Origin of the sequence: Fontimonas sp. SYSU GA230001 (assembly GCF_040066175.1) — a bacterium.
Lineage (GTDB): Bacteria > Pseudomonadota > Gammaproteobacteria > Nevskiales > Nevskiaceae > Solimonas.
In genome coordinates this window covers 28,421-46,227 of sequence record NZ_JBEAAM010000029.1, presented here as the reverse complement: position 1 = coordinate 46,227, position 17,807 = coordinate 28,421, and the positions used below count along the sequence as shown (strand labels likewise).

The window sequence follows — 17,807 nt, the reverse complement described above, 5'->3', positions numbered from 1 at the left end:
TCATCCTCCGATGATCCCGCCGCCCCGCCGGCCTTTCAGGCTCACTTCACGTTGGAATCACGCACCCCCTTCAGGCTCATGTGTCATTGGAAGAGGCTTTCGGTGCAGAACACCCGCCGCCATCGGATAGAATTACATTTTTTACCCGTTCCATCCCGTCCGAGACCGGCAGTCCATGTCCTCCCAGTACGTTTACACCATGAACCGCGTCGGCAAGACCGTGCCGCCGAAGAAGGAGATCCTGCGCGACATTTCGCTGTCGTTCTTCCCCGGAGCCAAGATCGGCGTGCTCGGCTACAACGGTGCCGGCAAATCGACGCTGCTGCGCATCATGGCCGGCGTGGACAAGGACTTCCACGGTGAGGCGCGGCCCATGCCGGGCCTCAAGATCGGCTATCTGCCGCAGGAACCGCAGCTCGACCCGAGCAAGGACGTGCGTGGCAACGTGATGGAGGCGCTGTCGCACATCGCCGATGCGCAGGCCGAGCTGGAAAAGATCTACGCGGCCTACGCCGAGCCGGATGCGGACTTCGAGAAGCTCTCCGCCCGCCAGCAGGAGCTCGAAGCGATGCTGCACGCCGGTCACGGCGAGAGCCTCGATGTCACCCTGGACAAGGCGGCCGAGGCGCTGAACCTGCCGCCCTGGGATGCCGATGTCAGCAAGCTGTCGGGCGGCGAGAAGCGCCGCGTCGCGCTGTGCCGGCTGCTGCTGTCCAAGCCGGACATGCTGCTGCTCGACGAGCCGACCAATCATCTCGATGCCGAGTCCGTCGCCTGGCTGGAGAAGTTCCTGAAGGACTTCCCCGGCACGATCATCGCGGTCACCCACGACCGCTACTTCCTCGACAACGTCGCCGGCTGGATTCTCGAACTCGACCGTGGCCACGGCATCCCCTGGCAGGGGAATTACTCCTCTTGGCTGGAGCAGAAGGAGAAGCGCCTGGAGAACGAGCAGAAGGCCGAGGACGCTCACACCAAGGCGATGAAGGAAGAGCTGGAGTGGGTGCGCAAGAACCCGAAGGGTCGTCAGGCCAAGTCGAAGGCGCGTGTCAAGGCGTTCGAAGAGCTCGCCTCGCAGGAGTTCCAGAAGCGCGCCGAGACGCGCGAGCTGTACATCCCGCCGGGTCCGCGCCTGGGCGACAAGGTCATCGAGGTCAAGGATCTGCGCAAGACCTATGGCGACCGCACGCTGTACCAGGGCGTGAGCTTCACGGTGCCGCGCGGCGCGATCGTCGGCATCATCGGCGCCAATGGAATGGGCAAGACCACGCTGTTCCGGATGCTGACCGGACAGGAGAAGCCAGACGGCGGCGAGATCGTCGTCGGCGAGACGGTCAAGATCGCCTACGTGGATCAGTCACGTGACACGCTGGATGGCGAGAAGACCGTGTTCCAGGAGATCGCCAACGGCCAGGACATCATCCGCGCCGGCAGTTACGAGATGCCGAGCCGCGCCTATATCGGCCGCTTCAACTTCAAGGGCGAGGCGCAGAACAAGCGGATCAAGGAGCTGTCCGGCGGCGAACGCAACCGCGTGCATCTGGCCAAGCTGCTGATGTCCGGCGGCAACGTGCTGCTGCTCGACGAGCCGACCAACGACCTCGACGTCGAGACCCTGCGCGCGCTCGAAGACGCCCTGCTCGACTTCGCCGGCTGCGTACTGGTGATCTCGCACGACCGCTGGTTCCTCGACCGCATCGCCACGCACATCCTCGCCTTCGAGGACTCGGGCGACGTGATCTGGCACGAGGGCAATTACCGAGAGTACGAGGACGACTTCCGCAAGCGCACCGGCTCCGAGCCCGGCGTCAACCGTCGCGCGCGCCACAAGAAGCTGGCCTGAAAGAGACCGCGCCGCCCTGTGCGACGCAGAGGGCTACTCGGGCAACGCCATTCGCAGTGTGGCGGCGACGCGCCGCCGCACTTCGACAAAGTTTGCATGCCCGAGCCTGCCCAGGGGCTCGGCATCTCGAGCCTCGATCGTGGCGATCTTTGCGGTGCGCACCACCGAAGGAACTGGCAGACCCGCTCTCACCAATCCGGTGACGGACACATCGCCGGGCCAGCCGCGATTCTCCGCGCTGGTCACCATCAGCACCCACAGCAAGCCGTGTGCGTCCTCAAGTCCGTCCGACGCGATCACCAGCGCCGGACGGCGCTGCCGGGTGGCCTTATCGGTGTAAGGAAACGGGACTTTGACGACGGTCCCAGGCTCAAAGATGCGCATAAGCGCGCCGATCGGCTTCCGAATCCCACTCCTCAAAGGTTCGGAACGGATCATCCTTCGCGCTCGGCTGGCGCTTCGAGAGCACGACGCGATCGCCGGAAATTTCGTAGACCAGCTCGTCCCCTTCTCGCACGCCCAATGCCGCGCGGACCGACTGGGGAATGGTCGTCTGCGCCTTGGACGTGAGCTTGCTGGTAATCATGTGGCAATTGTAAGGACGTTCCTTACTCGCAACAAGAGATGAGGATCACGTCGCCTCTGCCACGATTGGACGTTTACCATACGGCCATGGTCACATCATCGTCCCCGCTCGCCTATCGCTGGCGGCGCGGTGCGCTGCAGCCGGTGCCGTATCCGCAGACGATCGTCCCCGAAAGCCTGCTCGGCATCGATCGCCAGAAGGCCGCGCTGTTGGAAAACACCCGGCGCTTCGTCGAGGGCCTGCCGGCCAATCACGCGCTGCTGACCGGCGCGCGCGGCACCGGCAAGTCCTCGCTGGTCAAGGCGATGCTGAGCGCGTTCGGACGTCGTGGTCTGCGTCTGGTGGAAGTGCCGCCGCACGATCTGATCGACCTGCCGGACATCGTCGCGCCGCTGCGCGGCAAGGCGGAGCGCTTCATTCTCTACGTGGACGATTTCTCGGTGGCCGCCAATGACCCGGCGCTGATGGCACTGAAGACCGCGCTGGACGGTGGCGTCGAGGAGCCGCCGGATAACGTGCTGATCTATGCCACGTCCAACCGGCGTCACCTGATGCCGGAGATGCGCACCGACAACGACGAGTACCACTGGATCGACGGCGAGCTGCATCCGGGCGAATCGACCGAGGAGAAGATCTCGCTGTCGGAGCGCTTCGGCCTGTGGCTGTCATTCCTCGCCTTCGACCAGGATCAGTACCTGGAACTGGTGCGCCAGCACCTGTGCCGGCTCGGCGACGAACGCTGGGACGAGGAGACGCGGACGCGGGCACTGCGCTGGGCGCTGGAGCGCGCCTCGCGCAGCGGCCGCGTTGCGCAGCAGTTCGCGCGCCACTGGTCCGGGCGCGCCGCCTGAGACTCGCGGTCAGTTGCCGCGCGCGGTGACGAACTGCCAGCTGTACGGCCGCGCCAGGGGCTGGCCCTTGTAGTCCTTGACCTTGGTTGTCAGCACCGCGGTGTAGCGGTGAGCGGGCTTGAGCGGGGCATCGAGCCGCACGCGCGTCGAATGCGACCAGTGGCGCGACCAGCCATGCCCGCCCTGCACCGTCAACGCAACCGGCTCGCCGTCCTCGTCGAACAGACAGAACGCGCCCGGCTGCTCGATGCTGTCCGGATCGACTTCGCTGTCGAAGAACACGTGCAGCCAGCGGTGCTCCGTCCAGCTGCGTTCCCCGGCGGGCTCCAGCCGGACTTCGACAACGCCATGACGCGGATAGTGGCCGGCCACCTGCGGTGCCATCGGCTGCGCGGCATCTCCGGTCAGCTGGTCCCACATCTGCAGGTACATGCCGCTGACGACCAGCGCGGAGCTGATCACGCCGCCTTCGCCCATGAAGTAATTGTTCGACGCCCACGGCATCTGCGCGCGCACGCGCTCGTAATCGAGCGGCGCGGTCAGCGCCTGGGCCTGCACGGCGCCGCGCGAGAACAGGTTGCCGCGTTCGATCTGCTCGCGCGCGACGGTCATGCCGCTGCTCGCGTAGACCGCGATCAGGTCGTCGGCCGGCGGAAACACCAGCGTCGGCGCATCGAGTTCGAGCCGGTGCTCGGCGATGTTGACCACGTCCATGGCGTACTCGATCGCGTTCATCGGCGTCGCCGCGTAGAGATCGGCGATGTAGTGATACGAGTCGCCGAGCGCCTGGCGCAACACCGAACCCGGCGTGAACGGGCCCCAGAAGCCCTGCGCGTCGAAGAACGTCGCGATGTTCGGGTCTTCGCCCTGGTGGCGCACCTCCGGCTCGAACTGGGCGTCCCAGGTCTCGTCGGTGACGCCGTGCGCCGCGATGCCGAAGGCAAACGCGATCAGCATGCCGCAGCGGTCCGTGAGTCCGGCCAGATCGACGGTGCCAAGCGGATTGGTGATCGTGCTCCCCGGCAGATCGAGCGGCGCATCCGCAGGCAGGTTGACCAGGCGGGCCGCCTGCGCGCCGCAACCCTGCTCGCGCAGATATTGCATGAACGCGATATGCATTTCGCCCCAGTGGGCGTGCTCGGCCATGTCCCGGTCCGCCGGGAAGGCTGCACCGGAGCCGTAGCCACCGTCGGGGTAGATCGCGCCGGCCAGCAGCGCCGGACGGTGCGCGCCCAGAATCCGTTTGAGCGGGCCATCCGGCAGTGCCTGCCGGCCGTGATCCGCCATCGTCGCGTGCGTGGTCATTCCCGCCGCCCATGCCGGCGCCCACAGGGCGTTGAACAGCGCCAGCACAGCGACCGTCTTCCCGAGAATACCCATGGCCCGATTCACCTTACTGCTGCTCACAGCAACCCTGCTCCATCGCCTGCAACTGTTCGAACGCCGCCCTCGCCTCGGCCAGATCATCCGCGACCGGCGGCGTCGCGGCCGGCGATGAAGTCGGCGAAGGTTCCGGTGAAGGCGTCGGCGTAGCCGTCGGCAGCGGCGAGGCGGATGGGAGTGGTGTCGGCGAAGGCGTCGATCCCGGCAGCGGCTGGCCGCCGACGCCCGCGCCCTGGTTGCACGCTCCAAGCAGGAAGACCACGGCCAGCACCGCCGACCGCGGTCGAAGATCAACTCGTTTCATCTGTGGAGCCTAAGCCTGCCCTGTGACTCCGGCGTTGCAGCCCGTGCCGCCCCTATTGCTGCGCGCGGCGCATCACCACCGCATCGATGCTTTCGGTGCGGATCACGGCATCGAAGAACTCCATGCCAGTCAACTCGGTCAGCTTCACGGTGTCGTTTTCAACCGCGACAACGACGCCAGTCAGTTCCTGGCCCGACTGCAGCTTGAGCGTCGCGCGCTTGCCCTTGAGTTCGGTCAGGGTCTTCGCGATCGCACCGTCACCGCCCGCGAACGCGGGAGCGGCCATGCACGCCGCCGCCAGCAGCACCAACGCCGCACTTCCGTTCCGGATCGCGTTCATGGAAGCGGCCTGGCTCACTTGTGGGTCTTCAGCAGCGCGGCGACCTTGTCCACGTACTGCTTCATCGCGGCGTCGGGCTTGGTGCCCTTGAGCTTGGCCCAGGCGTCGTACTTGGCGCGGCCGACCATGTCGAGCATGCCCGGACGCGAGCCCTTGACGTCACCTTCCGTCGCCTGCTTGTAGGTGGAGTACAGCAGCAGCATGTCGTTGTTGTCCGGGCGCCTGGTCAGGGTCTTGACGTCCTTCTGCGCCTGTTCGAACTGAGCCTTGAGGTCGGCCATCGCTGTCTCCCGCGTCGTGGTGGTTTGTGCCTGATCTTACGCCCGGCGCTCCAGCGTGCGGAAGCGGTAGGCGAAGGCATGGCGCTCATCGGCGGGATGCGCCTCGCTGGCGATCTCCCGCCACTGCGCCGGATCGTAGTCCGGAAAATGTGCGTCACCTTCAAGTGACGCATCGACTTCGGTCAGGTACAGGCGCCGTGCCAGCGGCAAGGTCTGGCGGTACAGGTCGGCACCGCCGATGACCATCAGCTCGCCGGTCCCGTGCGCGCGCAACGCCGCATCGAGATCGCGGAACACGCGGCAGCCCTGGGCCGTGAAGGATGCATCACGCGTCAGCACCCAGTTCTGGCGGTCCGGCAGCGGACGGCCCAGCGACTCCCAGGTCTTGCGTCCCATCAGGACGGTCTTGCCGACGGTCAGCCGCTTGAAGTGCTTGAGGTCGTTGGGCAGCCGCCACGGCAGGCCGCCATCGCGGCCGATCAGGCGATTGCGATCGATCGCGACGATCAGGGCAATCGTGTGCTCCGACATCAAACGGCCACCGGCGCCTTGATGTGCGCGTGTGGCTCGTAGCCGGTCAGTTCGAAATCCTCGTAGCGGAACGCGAACAGGTCCTTCACGTCCGGATTGAGGCGCATCGTCGGCAGCGGCCGCGGCGCGCGCGACAGCTGCTCGCGGGCCTGGTCGAGATGATTCAGGTACAGGTGGCAGTCGCCGCCGGTCCAGACGAAGTCGCCGGGACGCAGGCCGGTGACCTGCGCCACCATCATCGTCAGCAGCGCGTAGGACGCGATGTTGAAGGGCACGCCGAGGAAAATGTCGGCGCTGCGCTGGTAGAGCTGACAGGACAGATGCCCGTCGGCGACATAGAACTGGAAGAAGGCGTGGCAGGGCATCAGCGCCATCTGGTCGAGTTCGCCGACGTTCCAGGCCGACACGATCAGCCGCCGCGAATCGGGATTGCCGCGGATCTGGTCGAGCAGCAGCTGGATCTGGTCGATGTGCCGGCCATCGGCGGTCGGCCACGAGCGCCACTGCTTGCCGTACACCGGGCCGAGTTCGCCGTTCTCGTCGGCCCACTCGTCCCAGATGCTGACGCCGTTCTCCTTGAGATACCGGATGTTGGTCTCGCCCTTCAGGAACCAGAGTAGCTCGTGGATGATCGAGCGCAGGTGGACCTTCTTGGTCGTCACCAGCGGAAAGCCGTCGGTGAGACGGAAGCGCATCTGGTGACCGAACACCGACAGCGTGCCGGTGCCGGTGCGATCGCTCTTCTCCGCGCCGTGCTCCAGCACGTGGCGCATCAGGTCGAGATACTGGCGCATGCGGTCGGTCTATGATCGTGGGACAGGCCATTGTAGTCCGATCGACCCGACCATGACCGATTCGCCGTTCCGCATCGAGACGCAGCGCCTGCTGATCCGCGAATGGCGCGCCGAGGATCGGCCCGGACTCGAACGCCTGACCGGCGATGCCCAGATGATGCGCTACATCACCGGCGGCGAGGTCTGGAACGCCGAGCGCAACGACGGCCTGGTCGCACGCCAGCAGGCCCATCTCGCCGCGACGGGTCTGTGCATGGGGCCGGTGCTGCTGCGCGCCACCGGCGAGATGATCGGCGTCGCCGGCGCGCAACCGCTGGACCGGTTGCCGGGCTTCGACCTCGGCTGGTGGATCTGGCGCGCGTACTGGAATCAGGGCCTGGCGACCGAGGCTGCATGGGCGGTGTATCGCCACGCCTTCGACCGCGGTGGACTCGACCGTCTCTACGCCGTGATCGACCCGGACAATGGGGCGTCACGGCGCGTCGCCGAAAAACTGGGCATGCGCCTGCACGGGCACAGCACCGCCGACCGGACCGCGTCGTGGCGCCCTGCGGTGGATGTGCTGCTCTACCTGGCCGAACGTTCCGGCAGCCGAGTCTTGCCGTAGGCGAGCGCGATCAGCGTGAGGCCGACGATCCACATCGGCGCGCTCAGCACCATGCCCATGGTCAGCCAGCTCGTGCCCGCCAGATAGCCGATGTGCGCGTCCGGCAGGCGCACGGTTTCGACCAGCGTGCGGAACACGCCGTAGCCGAGGAGGAACAGACCCGACACCGCCATGCGCGGGCGCGGCTTGCGGCCGAACCACCACAGGATCGCGAACAGCACGAGACCTTCCAGCGCCGCTTCGTAGAGCATCGACGGATGGCGCGGCTCCGGACCGGCATGCGGGAACACCATGCCCCAGGGCAGCGTCGTCGGCGCGCCCCACAGCTCGCCGTTGATGAAGTTGCCGATGCGCCCGGTGAACAGGCCGATCGGGATCATCGGCACGGCGAAGTCGCCGATGTCGAAGGGATTGAGCCGGTGCACGCGCGCAAACCACAGGATCGCGACGACCACACCGATCAGCCCGCCGTGGAAGGACATGCCGCCTTCCCAGATCCGGAAAATGGACAGCGGCTCGGCGAGGAAGCGGTCGAGGTTGTAGAACAGCGTGTAACCGATGCGCCCGCCGAGGATCACGCCCATCACGCCGTAGAACAGCAGGTCCGACACACGCTCCCTGGGCCAGCGGAACTGCGGCAGCTGCGCGCGGCGCAGGCCGGCCCACCAGAAGCCCAGAAAGCCGAGCAGGTACATCAGGCCGTACCAGTGCACGGACAGGGGACCGAGACGCAGGGCGACCGGATCGATGTCGGGATGGACGAGCATGGCGCGCGATTGTAGCCCCGCGCGCTACAGCACAACGCCGACGCGCCGCAGCACCAGCGTCATCAGACCGTAGGCGGCCGCAGTCGCCACGCAGCTGAGCAGCAGGGCCAGCCAGAAGCCGAGGCCGGCGCGCAACAGCACCGGCAGCAGCACGAACAGCAGCAGCGACGGCAGCACCAGCCAGAAGATCGAGCCGGACAGCGCAGCGATCTGCGCGGTGTCGCCGGTGTCGCGGTAGAGCCAGACGAAGGCCAGCAGCGAGGTCAGCGGCAGCGAGGCGACCAGCGCTCCGAATACGCTTGAGCGGCGCGCGATCTCGGACACCGCGACGACGACCGCCGCGCTGATCGAGAACTTGAGGATCAGATACAGCATCAGCCGGCCAGCGCGCGGCAGTAGAACGCCTTGAGATAGCGCGTTTCCGGTATCGCCGGGTGCACCGGATGATCCGGCCCCTGCCCGCCCTGCTCTAGGATCTGCAGGCGGCGGCCGACTTGACGCGATTCGCGCAGCAGCACGCGCTGCAGATCGTCCGCGTCCAGGTGGTGCGAGCAGGAGCAGGAGACGAGGATGCCGTCCGGGACGAGCAGTTGCAGCGCCGCGCGGTTGAGCGCGGCATAGTGCTCGACACCGGCGTCGAAATCCTTGCGCCGCTTGATCAGCGCCGGCGGATCGACGACGACCACGTCGAAGCTGCGTCCGGCCGCGCGCAGCCCCTTGAGGCCGTTCAGCGCCTCGTCGCGGATCGTTTCGATCTTGAGGCCGTTGAGCGCCGCGCTCGCCAGCGCCGCGTCGAGGGCGGCCTGCGAAGAATCGAGGCAGGTGGCCGACGCCGCGCCATAGCGCATCGCGCGCTGCGCCCAGGCGCCAACGTGGCTGAACGCATCGAGCACGCTGCGGCCCGCGACATAGCGCTGCAGGCGGCTGCGATTGTCGCGCTGGTCGAAGAAAAAGCCGGTCTTCTGCCCCGCCTTCAGATCGACTCGGTAGCGCAATCCCTCCTCGTGGACCTCGACGGAGTCGCCGACTTCGCCGATCACTTCGGCTTCCGCCAGCGGCAGACCTTCGAGCTCGCGCGCGCCACTGTCGTTGCGCAGCACGATGCCAGCCGGCTGTACGACGGCGCGCAGCGCGTCGAGCAGCACCGGCTTCAGGCGCTCCATGCCGGCGGTCGTGATCTGCACGACGCAGACCGCGCCGTAACGGTCGATGACGACGCCGGGCAGGCCGTCCGACTCGCCATACACCAGCCGGTAGTGAGGCTGCGGGTACAGCCGCGCGCGCAGTGCCAGCGCCGCCTGCAGCCGACGCTCGAACCAGGCCGCGTCGATGGTCGCCTGCGCGTCACCGCTGAGCAGGCGCGCCGCCAGCAATGTGCGCGGATTGACATAGCCGGTGCCGAGCGGCTTGCCACGGTGATCGACGACCCGGCACAGGCTGCCGGGTTCGATCTGCCGGAAGCGGTCGTCGGTCTCGATCTCGTTCGAGTACACCCACAGATGGCCGGCACGCAGGCGGCGCTCCTCGCGCGCCTTGAGTTTGAGCGTCAGCATGGCGGCTCCGGCCGGGTCAGGCGTAGTCGTAGCGGAATTCCTTCCGGAAGCGTGCGCGGAATTCGTCGATGTGGAAGCGGTGATTCTGTGTGCCGGGACGCTCGATGTTGTAGGCGCCCATCAGCGAGGCGATGCGCCCGGTCGTCTCCCAGTCCATCTCGCGCAGCAGGCCGTAGAGCAGGCCGCCGCGGAACGCGTCACCGCAGCCGGTCGGATCGGTCAGCGAATCGGCCTTGGCGCAGGGGATGTCGTACACCTTGCCCCTGGCGTGGATGTGCGAACCCTGGGCGCCGCGCGTCACGATCAGTGCCTCGACGCGCGCCGCGATGTCCTTGAGCGACAGGCCGGTGCGGTCCATCAGCAGCTCGGACTCGTAGTCGTTGACGGCGAGGTAAGTGGCCTGTTCGACGAAGCTGCGCAGTTCCTCGCCGTTGAACATCGGCAGTCCCTGACCGGGATCGAACAGGAACGGGATGCCGGCCTCGGCGAACTGGCGCGCATGCTTGATCATGCCGTCGCGGCCGTCCGGCGACACCGTGCCGATCTTCACGCGACCGGCCGGCACGTCCTGCTGATGCGCGTGGTTCATCGCGCCCGGATGGAAGGCCGTGATCTGGTTGTCGTCGAGGTCGGTGGTGATATAGGCCTGCGCCGTGTAGGCGTCGGGCACGGCCTGGATGAACTCGCGCGAGATGTCGAGGCGGTCCAGCCACTCCGCGTAGCGGTCGAAGTCCTTGCCGACCGTGCCCATCGGCAGCGGCTCGCCGCCGAGCAGCTTGAGGTTGTAGGCGATGTTGCCCGCGGTACCGCCGAACTCGCGGCGCAGCTGCGGCACGAGGAAGGCGACATTGAGGATGTGCACCTTGTCCGGCAGGATTTCGTTCTTGAAGCGACCCGGAAACACCATGATGGTGTCGTAGGCCAGGGAACCGCAGATCAGGGCTGACATCGTGATGCCTCGGAGCTGAGTGTGTTCGTCATTCCCGCGAAAGCGGGATTCCAGGCCTTCAGGGCACTGGATGCCCGCCTGCGCGGGCATGACGCCATGTTGGATTATGCGGTGGCTTGCGGCTGGTAGCGCAGGTCGAGCTGGCGCGCGGCACGCACGTCGTCGAGACGGCGCACCGGCATCGTGTACGGCGCGCCCTTGAGTTTCGCGATGTCCTGTTTGCCCTCTGCCCAGATCGCGACGAGCGCATCGACGAAGGCGTCGAGCGTTTCCTTGTCCTCGGTCTCGGTCGGCTCGATCAGCAGGCACTCCGGCACCAGCAGCGGGAAGTACACCGTCGGCGCGTGGTAGCCGTAGTCGAGCAGGCGCTTGGCGACGTCGGTCGCCGTCATCTCGATCTCGGCCTTCTGCTTCTTCAGCGTGATGATGAACTCGTGGCTCGCGCGCCGCTGCGGGAACGCCAGCTCGAAACCCTTCTCGCGCAGGCGCGCGGCGAGGTAGTTCGCATTGAGCGTCGCGAATTCGCCGACACGGTGCATGCCTTCGCGGCCGAGCATGCGCGCATAGACATAGGCCCGCAGCAGCACGCCGGCATTGCCCATCCACGCCGACAGGCGGCCGATCGTCTGCGGCAGGTCGCGCTCGTCCAGCCAGCGGTAGCGGTCCCCCTGCCTGCCGACGACGGGAATCGGCAGGAAGGGCTTGAGTCGATCCGACACACCGACCGCACCCGCGCCCGGTCCACCGCCGCCGTGCGGCGTCGAGAAGGTCTTGTGCAGGTTCATGTGGATGACGTCGAAGCCCATGTCCCCCGGCCGCACCTTGCCGAGGATCGCGTTGAGGTTGGCGCCGTCGTAGTACAGCAGGCCGCCGGCCTGGTGCACGATCTCGGCGATCTCCTTGATTCGGCGCTCGAACACACCCAGCGTGGACGGATTGGTCAGCATGATGCCGGCAGTCTGCGGGCCGACCGCGGCCTTGAGCGCCTCGACATCGACGTCGCCATCGTCATTGGTCGGGATTTCGCGCACGCTGCAACCGAGCATCGCCGCAGTCGCCGGGTTGGTGCCGTGCGCCGCGTCCGGGACCAGGATCTCGGTGCGCGCGAGATCGTTGCGCGAGCGGTGATAGGCCTGGATCATGGCCACGCCGGCGAACTCGCCCTGCGCACCGGCCATCGGCGTCAGCGACACGCCGGCCATGCCGGTCACGTCCTTGAGGATCTCCTGCAGGTCGTACATGCAGGCGAGGAAGCCCTGCGAGTGCGACTCCGGCGCGAGCGGATGACGCGCGAGGAACTCCGGCAGCATCGCCAGGCGATTGCAGGCGCGCGGGTTGTACTTCATCGTGCACGAACCCAGCGGGTAGAAGTGCGTGTCGATCGAGAAGTTCTTCTGCGACAGGCGCGTGAAGTGCCGCACCACCTGCATCTCCGAGACTTCCGGCAGCAGCGGCTTGTCGGTGCGGCGCAAGGCTTCGGGAATGCCGGACGGATCGACGCCGCCCTCAGGGTTCTGCGCCCAGGCCACGCGGCCCGGCCGCGATACTTCAAAGATCAGCTTTTCGGTCATCTTCAGCTCAGCGACTGGAGTGCCGCCTCGTAATTGGGTTCGTTGCCGATTTCGCTCACCAGCTCGGCATGGATCACGCGGTCGTTCTCGTCGAGCACCACGACGGCGCGCGCGGTCAGGCCGGCCAGCGGGCCGGTCTCCAGCAGCACACCGTAGTCCTCGGCGAAGTGGCGGCCGCGCATCAGCGACAGCATGACCACGTTGGCGAGTCCTTCCGCGCCACAGAAGCGCTTCTGCGCGAACGGCAGATCGGCCGAGATGCACAACACGACGGCGTTCTTCAGCGCGGCGGCGCGCTGGTTGAACTGGCGCACCGACATCGCGCAGGTCGGCGTGTCGATCGACGGGAAGATGTTGAGGATCTTGCGCTTGCCGGCGAAGTCGTGGAGTGCGACATCCTTGAGGTCGAGTCCGACCAGCCGGAATCCCGGCACCTCGGTTCCGACGCCCGGCAGCTCGCCGCTGGTCTGCACCGGGGCACCACGCAATGTGACAGTGGCCATCCTTTGTCTCCGTGATCAGTGCGCCGACAGAACGTCGGCAAGGGCCTGACGATATACCGCGATATCCGCGTCGGTCTTGGTCTCGGTTGCGCACACCAGCAGCGCATGACCCAGCTCGGGGTGATGCCGGCCCAGGTCGAAGCCGCCGAAGATGTCCCGCCTCGACAAGGCCTCCAGCACCGGCGCGACCGGCCTGGGCAGACGGATCACCGCCTCGTGGAAGCGCGGTCCGTCGAACACCACCTCGACGCCCGGAATCGTCGTCAGCGCGGCGACCAGCTTGCGGGTGTTGCTCATGCAGCTTGAGGCGACCTGCGCCAGCCCTTCCGGCCCCAGCAAGGACATGTGGATCGTCGCCGCCGTCACCAGCAGGCCCTGATTGGTGCAGATGTTGGACTTGGCCTTGGCGCGGCGGATGTGCTGCTCGCGCGCCTGCAGGGTCAGCGTGAAACCCGGCTTGCCTTCGAGATCGACAGTGCGGCCGACGATGCGGCCCGGCATCTCGCGCACGTGGGCCATCCGGGTCGTCAGGAAGCCGAAGTACGGGCCGCCCGAGGACAGCGGCGCGCCCAGCGGCTGGCCATCGCCGCAGACGATGTCGGCGCCGCTTGCGCCCCAGCGCCCGGGCGGCTTGAGCAGCGCCAGCGACACCGGGTTGACGACCGCGACCACCAGCGCGCCCTGGGCATGCGCCCAGTCGGTCAGCGCATCGACGTCCTCGATCTGACCGAAGAAGTTCGGCTGCTGGATCACCACCGCGGTGATGTCCTGTCCTTCGTAGCGCTTGAGCGCGGACAGCAGCGTCGTGCCAGCCTGCGGGCAGTAAGCGACCGGCTCGGACTTCACCCCCTGCGCCGAGGTCGTGGCATGCACGACATCGACATAGAACGGATTGACCGCTGCCGGCATCAGCACCCGCCCGGACGTGTTCTTCTTGTTCGCGCGCACGGCCATCAGCAGCGCCTCACCCAGCGCCGAGGCGCCGTCGTACATCGACGCGTTCGACACCTCCATGCCGGTGAGCGCGCAGATCATCGTCTGGTACTCGTAGAGCACCTGCAGCGTGCCCTGGCTCGCCTCGGCCTGGTACGGCGTGTAGGCGGAGTAGAACTCGCCACGCGTCGTGATCTCCCAGACCGCCGCGGGGATGTGGTGCTCGTAGGCGCCGGCGCCGATGAAATTCAGCGCCAGACCGTCCTGCTCGGCGCGCTCGTGCATCAGGCGCGAGACCTGCATCTCCGGCAGACCCTCGGGGACGTTCGTCAGCGGACCGCAGCGCAGCGCCGCGGGAATCTCGTCGAACAGGGTGTCGATGCTCGGCGCGCCAATCGCGCCGAGCATGTCCTTGACGTCGGTTTCGGTGTGGGGAATGAAAGGCATGTCTGATCGTGGGCGGCAGGCGTCAGGACTTACAGCGTCTTCAGGTAGGCCTCGTAGCCGGCGGCATCGAGCAGCTTGCCGATGTCCGCGGCATTGGCCGGCTTGAGCTTCCACATCCAGCCGGCGCCGTAGGGATCGCTGTTGAGGATCTCCGGGTTGCCACCGAGCGCATCGTTGGCGGCGACGACTTCGCCGGCGATCGGGGCGTACACGTCGGATGCCGCCTTGACCGACTCGACGACGGCGCAGGCCTCGTTGGCCGCGACCTTGCGGCCGACCGCCGGCACCTCGACGAACACCAGGTCGCCCAGCGCCTGCTGCGCGTGGTCGGTGATGCCGATGGTGACGGTGCCGTCGGCCTCGACGCGCAACCACTCGTGCGACGACACGTACTTCAGATCTGCGGGGACCTTGCTCATCTCTGTGCTCCCAATCGATTGATCAAACCAGAACCTTGTTGTTGCGCACGAACGGCGGCCGGACGACCCGCGCCGCCACCCACTGCCCGCGGATCTCGACCTCGCAGGTGCCATCCGCCGTCGCATCCACGCGCGCGAAGGCGATCGACTGCTTCATCGTCGGCGCGAAGCCGCCGCTGGTGGTCTCGCCGCTCGCGCCGTTGGCGAAGCGCACCTTCATGTGCGCGCGCATGATGCCGCGGCCTTCGAGCACGAGGCCGACCAGCTTGCGTGGCGACTGGCCGCGCATCGCTTCGAGCGCGGCGCGGCCGATGAACTGCCGGTCGGACGGATCCCACGCAATGGTCCAGCCCAGGCCGGATTCGAGCGGATGCGTGGTCTCGTCCATGTCCTGGCCGTAGAGGTTCATGCCGGCTTCGAGACGCAGCGTGTCGCGCGCGCCCAGGCCGCAGGGCCTGACGCCGGCATCGAGCAGGCGCTGCCACAGCGCCACCAGCTCGGCGTGCGGCAACATCAGCTCGAAGCCGTCCTCGCCGGTGTAGCCGGTGCGCGCGACCAGCCAGTCCCCCAGCTGGGCGGCCTGGAAGTTGGCCAGTGCTGCGGCCGCCGCGCGCAGGCCCGCGGGCAGCAGGGGTTGCACCAGCGCGCGCGCCTGCGGCCCCTGTACCGCAAGGATGCCCAGGTCGGCGCGTTGGCGGACGTCCACGTCATAGGTGGCAGCGTGCCGGCGGATCCACGCCAGATCGTTGTCGGTCGTGCCGGCATTGACGACCAGCCGGAACCAGTCCTCGCGCAGGAAGTACACGATCAGGTCGTCGATGATGCCGCCGTCCTCGCGCAGCATGCACGAGTAGAGGGCCTTGCCGGGCACGGTCAGGCGGGCGACGTCGTTGGCCAGCAGGTGGCGCAGAAACTCGCGCACGCGCGCGCCGTGCAGATCGACCGCGCACATGTGGGCGACGTCAAACATCCCGGCGTGCTGGCGCACCGCATGGTGTTCGTCGAGCTGCGAGGCGTACTGGATCGGCATCTCCCAGCCGGCGAAATCGACCAGGCGCGCGCCCAGACGCTGGTGTTCGGCATGGAGTGCGGTTTTCTTGAGCATGCGGTTGCGCCGATGAACGTGGATTCGGTACGAACCGCCCTGACTCTGTCCGGGTACCTGAAAGTTCGAAAGCGGCGAACCGCTCCTGCCTCGTCGGTGGCCCGCTCGTGGCGGACGCTCTCCAGAGTTTTGCCGCTGCAGCGCGCTCCTTGTGCCTGAGCGATTCCGGGCGGATTTGCGCCTTCGGCGCCGCCGGATCCCGGCGGACTCTCGCGCACTGCAGACCCTGGCCGACCGATGCCGGCGCAGGGTCGGCAGATTCTATGCGCGAAGCCACCGCTTGGCGAGGGCCGCGCCATCAGGAGCCGGTCGGCCGCGGCGCTGTGACCCACTCGACAGCCGCGCCTGTCGCACCGCGCGCCGCTGATCTATAGTCCCATAGGCCTTCAACCGGCCCTTCCATGGCCATAGGGGAATCCGAGATGCGCGCGCATCGCCTGGGGATAGCGTCAGTGTCGCTGGTCCTGTTCTGCGCACCCGCGTGGCCGCAGACCGTCACGCCCGGCCAGATTTCGGACACGCTCAAGCCGGCGCCGGAGTTGCGCGCACCGGCGGCCGAAGGAAGGATCGAGGCGGCACGGCCGCCGGCGCCGCGTCCCCCGGGCAGCGGCGCCACGGTCACGGTCACGCAGTTCGCGTTCACCGGCAACACGGTGTTCAGCAGTGCCGAGCTGGCAGCCCTGGTCAAGGGCTACCTCAACCGCCCGCTGAACCTGCAGCAGCTCTACGAGGCGGCGGACCGCGTGGCGTCGCACTATGCCAGCCGCGGTTATGCGCTAGCCTCGGTCAATCTGCCGCCGCAAAAGATCACCGACGGGCGCGTCGAGTTACAGGTTGCCGAAGGGCGCGTGGCGCGGATCGATGTCACGGGCGCGCGGCAATACCAGCCCGGCCATGTCCGCGCCTACCTCGGCGAGTTCCGGCCCAACGAGATCTATCGCTCCGACACGCTGCAGGACGGTTTGCGCCTGCTCAGCACCCTGCCCGGCCTGTCGGCCAAGGCGACGGTGAAGCCCGGGACGGTCTTCGGCACCAGCGACGTCACCGTCGATCTCGACGAGAGACTGCTGCAAGGCGACCTGAGCGTGGACAACTACGGCCGCAAGGGCGTCGGCGAATACCGCTTCACGGCACGCGGCCAGATCAACAATCCGCTGCGCGTGGAGGACCAGTTGTCGCTCACCGGCCTGCTCGCCGAGGATCAGTCCACACGCTACTGGTCGGCAAACTACGCCTTCCCCCTGAATTTCCGGGGCACGCGCGTGCGGGCGAGCTACGCCGACGCATTCTTCGAGGTCAAGGATTCGCCGGTCGAAGGACGCAGCCGCAGCGGCGACGTCATGCTCGAACATCCGCTGCTGCTGGATTCCCGGCAACGCCTCTACGGCACGTTCGGCGCGACGCGGACGCTGTCGAACGCCGATTTCAGCGGCCTGATCTTCAATCAGACCTCGATCACACTTCTGCGCCTGGGGTTCACTTACAGTCACACCCAGCTGAACGGCTCCGTGCTGCAGCTGGGTACCTCCATGTCGTCGAACTTCAAGCAGCTGGAAATCGAGGACTTCGCCAACGACGAGGTGGAGGGCAAGCAGCGCCTGAAGTGGGAAGCGGACGCGCAGTACCTGCTGCAGATGACCCGTTCGTTCCAGCTGTACTTGCGGGTCAACGGCGCCTGGTCCCCGGACCCGCTGGTCGATACCGAGAAGTACTCCCTCGGTGGCCCCGGCAACGTGCGCGGCTATCCGAGCGCCGAAGTGCGCGGCGATCAGGGCTACTTCGCTTCGATCGCGCTGCAGCACCGGCTGCCGCTCGGTCCGGCCACACTGCGCAGCCGCATCTTCTTCGACGGTGGCGAGGTGTTCTCGGTGGACGCCCCGGATGCCGGCTCGCTGTCGAGTGCCGGCGTCGGCTTCGACCTGATCCTTCGCCCGATGGTCTTCAAGCTCGATTGGGCGTATCCGCTGGACGATCGCGACGTCAGCGACGGCCGCGACTCCGGCCGCGCGTTCGGTTCCCTGTCGGCCAGCTTCTGAGGGC

21 protein-coding genes and 1 riboswitch are annotated in these 17,807 nt (G+C 67.1%); of the genes, 4 read left to right on the top strand and 17 right to left on the bottom strand.

What is annotated here, in order from left to right; translation table 11 throughout:
* Window positions 1-175: 175 nt before the first annotated feature.
* Window positions 176-1,843 (top strand): energy-dependent translational throttle protein EttA, encoded by a 1,668-nt coding sequence (ettA, locus tag AAG565_RS13885; RefSeq protein ID WP_348820225.1) that lies wholly within the window; start codon window positions 176-178, stop codon window positions 1,841-1,843.
* A gap of 33 nt (window positions 1,844-1,876) precedes the next feature.
* Here the strand turns inward: ettA and AAG565_RS13880 are convergent, their stop codons facing one another.
* Window positions 1,877-2,227, bottom strand: coding sequence for a type II toxin-antitoxin system PemK/MazF family toxin (locus AAG565_RS13880; protein WP_348820224.1), 351 nt, complete (start codon window positions 2,225-2,227; stop codon window positions 1,877-1,879).
* Entirely contained in the window at window positions 2,214-2,429 is a 216-nt protein-coding gene (locus AAG565_RS13875) for a type II toxin-antitoxin system PrlF family antitoxin (protein WP_348820223.1), read from the bottom strand. Before AAG565_RS13875 ends, AAG565_RS13880 begins: the two co-directional genes overlap by 14 nt.
* 86 nt (window positions 2,430-2,515) lie before the next feature.
* Here AAG565_RS13875 and AAG565_RS13870 point away from each other — a divergent pair, with 86 nt between their 5' ends.
* A complete protein-coding gene (locus AAG565_RS13870; RefSeq protein ID WP_348820222.1) occupies window positions 2,516-3,280 on the top strand; it encodes an ATP-binding protein in 765 nt (254 codons plus the stop codon).
* Between the two features lie 9 nt (window positions 3,281-3,289).
* On the opposite strand, the gene AAG565_RS13865 is transcribed toward AAG565_RS13870, so the two are convergent.
* The 6 genes from AAG565_RS13865 to AAG565_RS13840 are packed head-to-tail and all read right to left on the bottom strand — an operon-like array spanning window position 3,290 to window position 6,913.
* Entirely contained in the window at window positions 3,290-4,660 is a 1,371-nt protein-coding gene (locus tag AAG565_RS13865) for an Ig-like domain-containing protein (protein WP_348820221.1), read from the bottom strand.
* A gap of 13 nt (window positions 4,661-4,673) precedes the next feature.
* On the bottom strand, window positions 4,674-4,967 hold the full coding sequence (locus AAG565_RS13860; RefSeq protein ID WP_348820220.1) for a hypothetical protein: 294 nt from the start codon (window positions 4,965-4,967) through the stop codon (window positions 4,674-4,676).
* A 52-nt stretch (window positions 4,968-5,019) separates the two neighbouring features.
* A complete protein-coding gene (locus AAG565_RS13855) occupies window positions 5,020-5,307 on the bottom strand; it encodes a hypothetical protein (RefSeq protein WP_348820219.1) in 288 nt (95 codons plus the stop codon).
* 14 nt (window positions 5,308-5,321) lie between these two features.
* The gene (locus AAG565_RS13850; protein ID WP_348820218.1) at window positions 5,322-5,588 is read right to left on the bottom strand and encodes an acyl-CoA-binding protein; all 267 of its coding nucleotides are present in this window, start codon (window positions 5,586-5,588) and stop codon (window positions 5,322-5,324) included.
* Between the two features lie 36 nt (window positions 5,589-5,624).
* Entirely contained in the window at window positions 5,625-6,119 is a 495-nt protein-coding gene (locus tag AAG565_RS13845) for a dihydrofolate reductase (protein WP_348820217.1), read from the bottom strand.
* Entirely contained in the window at window positions 6,119-6,913 is a 795-nt protein-coding gene (locus AAG565_RS13840; RefSeq protein WP_348820216.1) for a thymidylate synthase, read from the bottom strand. The genes AAG565_RS13845 and AAG565_RS13840 overlap by 1 nt, the downstream gene beginning before the upstream one ends.
* A 52-nt stretch (window positions 6,914-6,965) precedes the next feature.
* Between AAG565_RS13840 and AAG565_RS13835 the strand changes: the two genes are divergently transcribed.
* Window positions 6,966-7,520 (top strand): GNAT family N-acetyltransferase, encoded by a 555-nt coding sequence (locus AAG565_RS13835; RefSeq protein ID WP_348820215.1) that lies wholly within the window; start codon window positions 6,966-6,968, stop codon window positions 7,518-7,520.
* Here the strand turns inward: AAG565_RS13835 and lgt are convergent.
* From lgt to gcvT, 9 genes are all read right to left on the bottom strand, one after another.
* Window positions 7,481-8,287, bottom strand: a complete 807-nt coding sequence (gene lgt, locus AAG565_RS13830; protein WP_348820214.1) for a prolipoprotein diacylglyceryl transferase — start codon at window positions 8,285-8,287, stop codon at window positions 7,481-7,483. The two genes, AAG565_RS13835 and lgt, sit on opposite strands and share 40 nt — an antisense overlap.
* 24 nt (window positions 8,288-8,311) lie before the next feature.
* Window positions 8,312-8,662: a DUF3147 family protein gene (locus AAG565_RS13825; protein ID WP_348820213.1), complete on the bottom strand. Its 351-nt coding sequence runs from the start codon at window positions 8,660-8,662 to the stop codon at window positions 8,312-8,314.
* Window positions 8,662-9,840: a class I SAM-dependent rRNA methyltransferase gene (locus AAG565_RS13820; protein ID WP_348820212.1), complete on the bottom strand. Its 1,179-nt coding sequence runs from the start codon at window positions 9,838-9,840 to the stop codon at window positions 8,662-8,664. Before AAG565_RS13820 ends, AAG565_RS13825 begins: the two co-directional genes overlap by 1 nt.
* Window positions 9,841-9,856: 16 nt before the next feature.
* On the bottom strand, window positions 9,857-10,789 hold the full coding sequence (locus AAG565_RS13815) for a carbohydrate kinase family protein (protein ID WP_348820211.1): 933 nt from the start codon (window positions 10,787-10,789) through the stop codon (window positions 9,857-9,859).
* Window positions 10,790-10,893: 104 nt separating this feature from the next.
* Complete coding sequence (gene gcvPB, locus AAG565_RS13810) at window positions 10,894-12,360, bottom strand: aminomethyl-transferring glycine dehydrogenase subunit GcvPB (RefSeq protein WP_348820210.1); 1,467 nt, start codon at window positions 12,358-12,360, stop codon at window positions 10,894-10,896.
* A 2-nt stretch (window positions 12,361-12,362) separates the two neighbouring features.
* On the bottom strand, window positions 12,363-12,863 hold the full coding sequence (tpx, locus tag AAG565_RS13805; RefSeq protein ID WP_348820209.1) for a thiol peroxidase: 501 nt from the start codon (window positions 12,861-12,863) through the stop codon (window positions 12,363-12,365).
* A 15-nt stretch (window positions 12,864-12,878) separates the two neighbouring features.
* Window positions 12,879-14,243, bottom strand: coding sequence for an aminomethyl-transferring glycine dehydrogenase subunit GcvPA (gene gcvPA, locus AAG565_RS13800; protein ID WP_348820208.1), 1,365 nt, complete (start codon window positions 14,241-14,243; stop codon window positions 12,879-12,881).
* A 29-nt stretch (window positions 14,244-14,272) separates the two neighbouring features.
* The gene (gene gcvH / locus AAG565_RS13795; RefSeq protein WP_348820207.1) at window positions 14,273-14,662 is read right to left on the bottom strand and encodes a glycine cleavage system protein GcvH; all 390 of its coding nucleotides are present in this window, start codon (window positions 14,660-14,662) and stop codon (window positions 14,273-14,275) included.
* A 22-nt stretch (window positions 14,663-14,684) separates the two neighbouring features.
* Complete coding sequence (gene gcvT / locus AAG565_RS13790) at window positions 14,685-15,767, bottom strand: glycine cleavage system aminomethyltransferase GcvT (RefSeq protein WP_348820206.1); 1,083 nt, start codon at window positions 15,765-15,767, stop codon at window positions 14,685-14,687.
* A gap of 133 nt (window positions 15,768-15,900) precedes the next feature.
* Window positions 15,901-15,992, bottom strand: a riboswitch (glycine riboswitch).
* Window positions 15,993-16,219: 227 nt separating this feature from the next.
* On the opposite strand from gcvT, the gene AAG565_RS13785 reads away from it, so the two are divergent.
* Window positions 16,220-17,803, top strand: coding sequence for a ShlB/FhaC/HecB family hemolysin secretion/activation protein (locus AAG565_RS13785; protein WP_348820205.1), 1,584 nt, complete (start codon window positions 16,220-16,222; stop codon window positions 17,801-17,803).
* Window positions 17,804-17,807 lie beyond the last annotated feature (4 nt).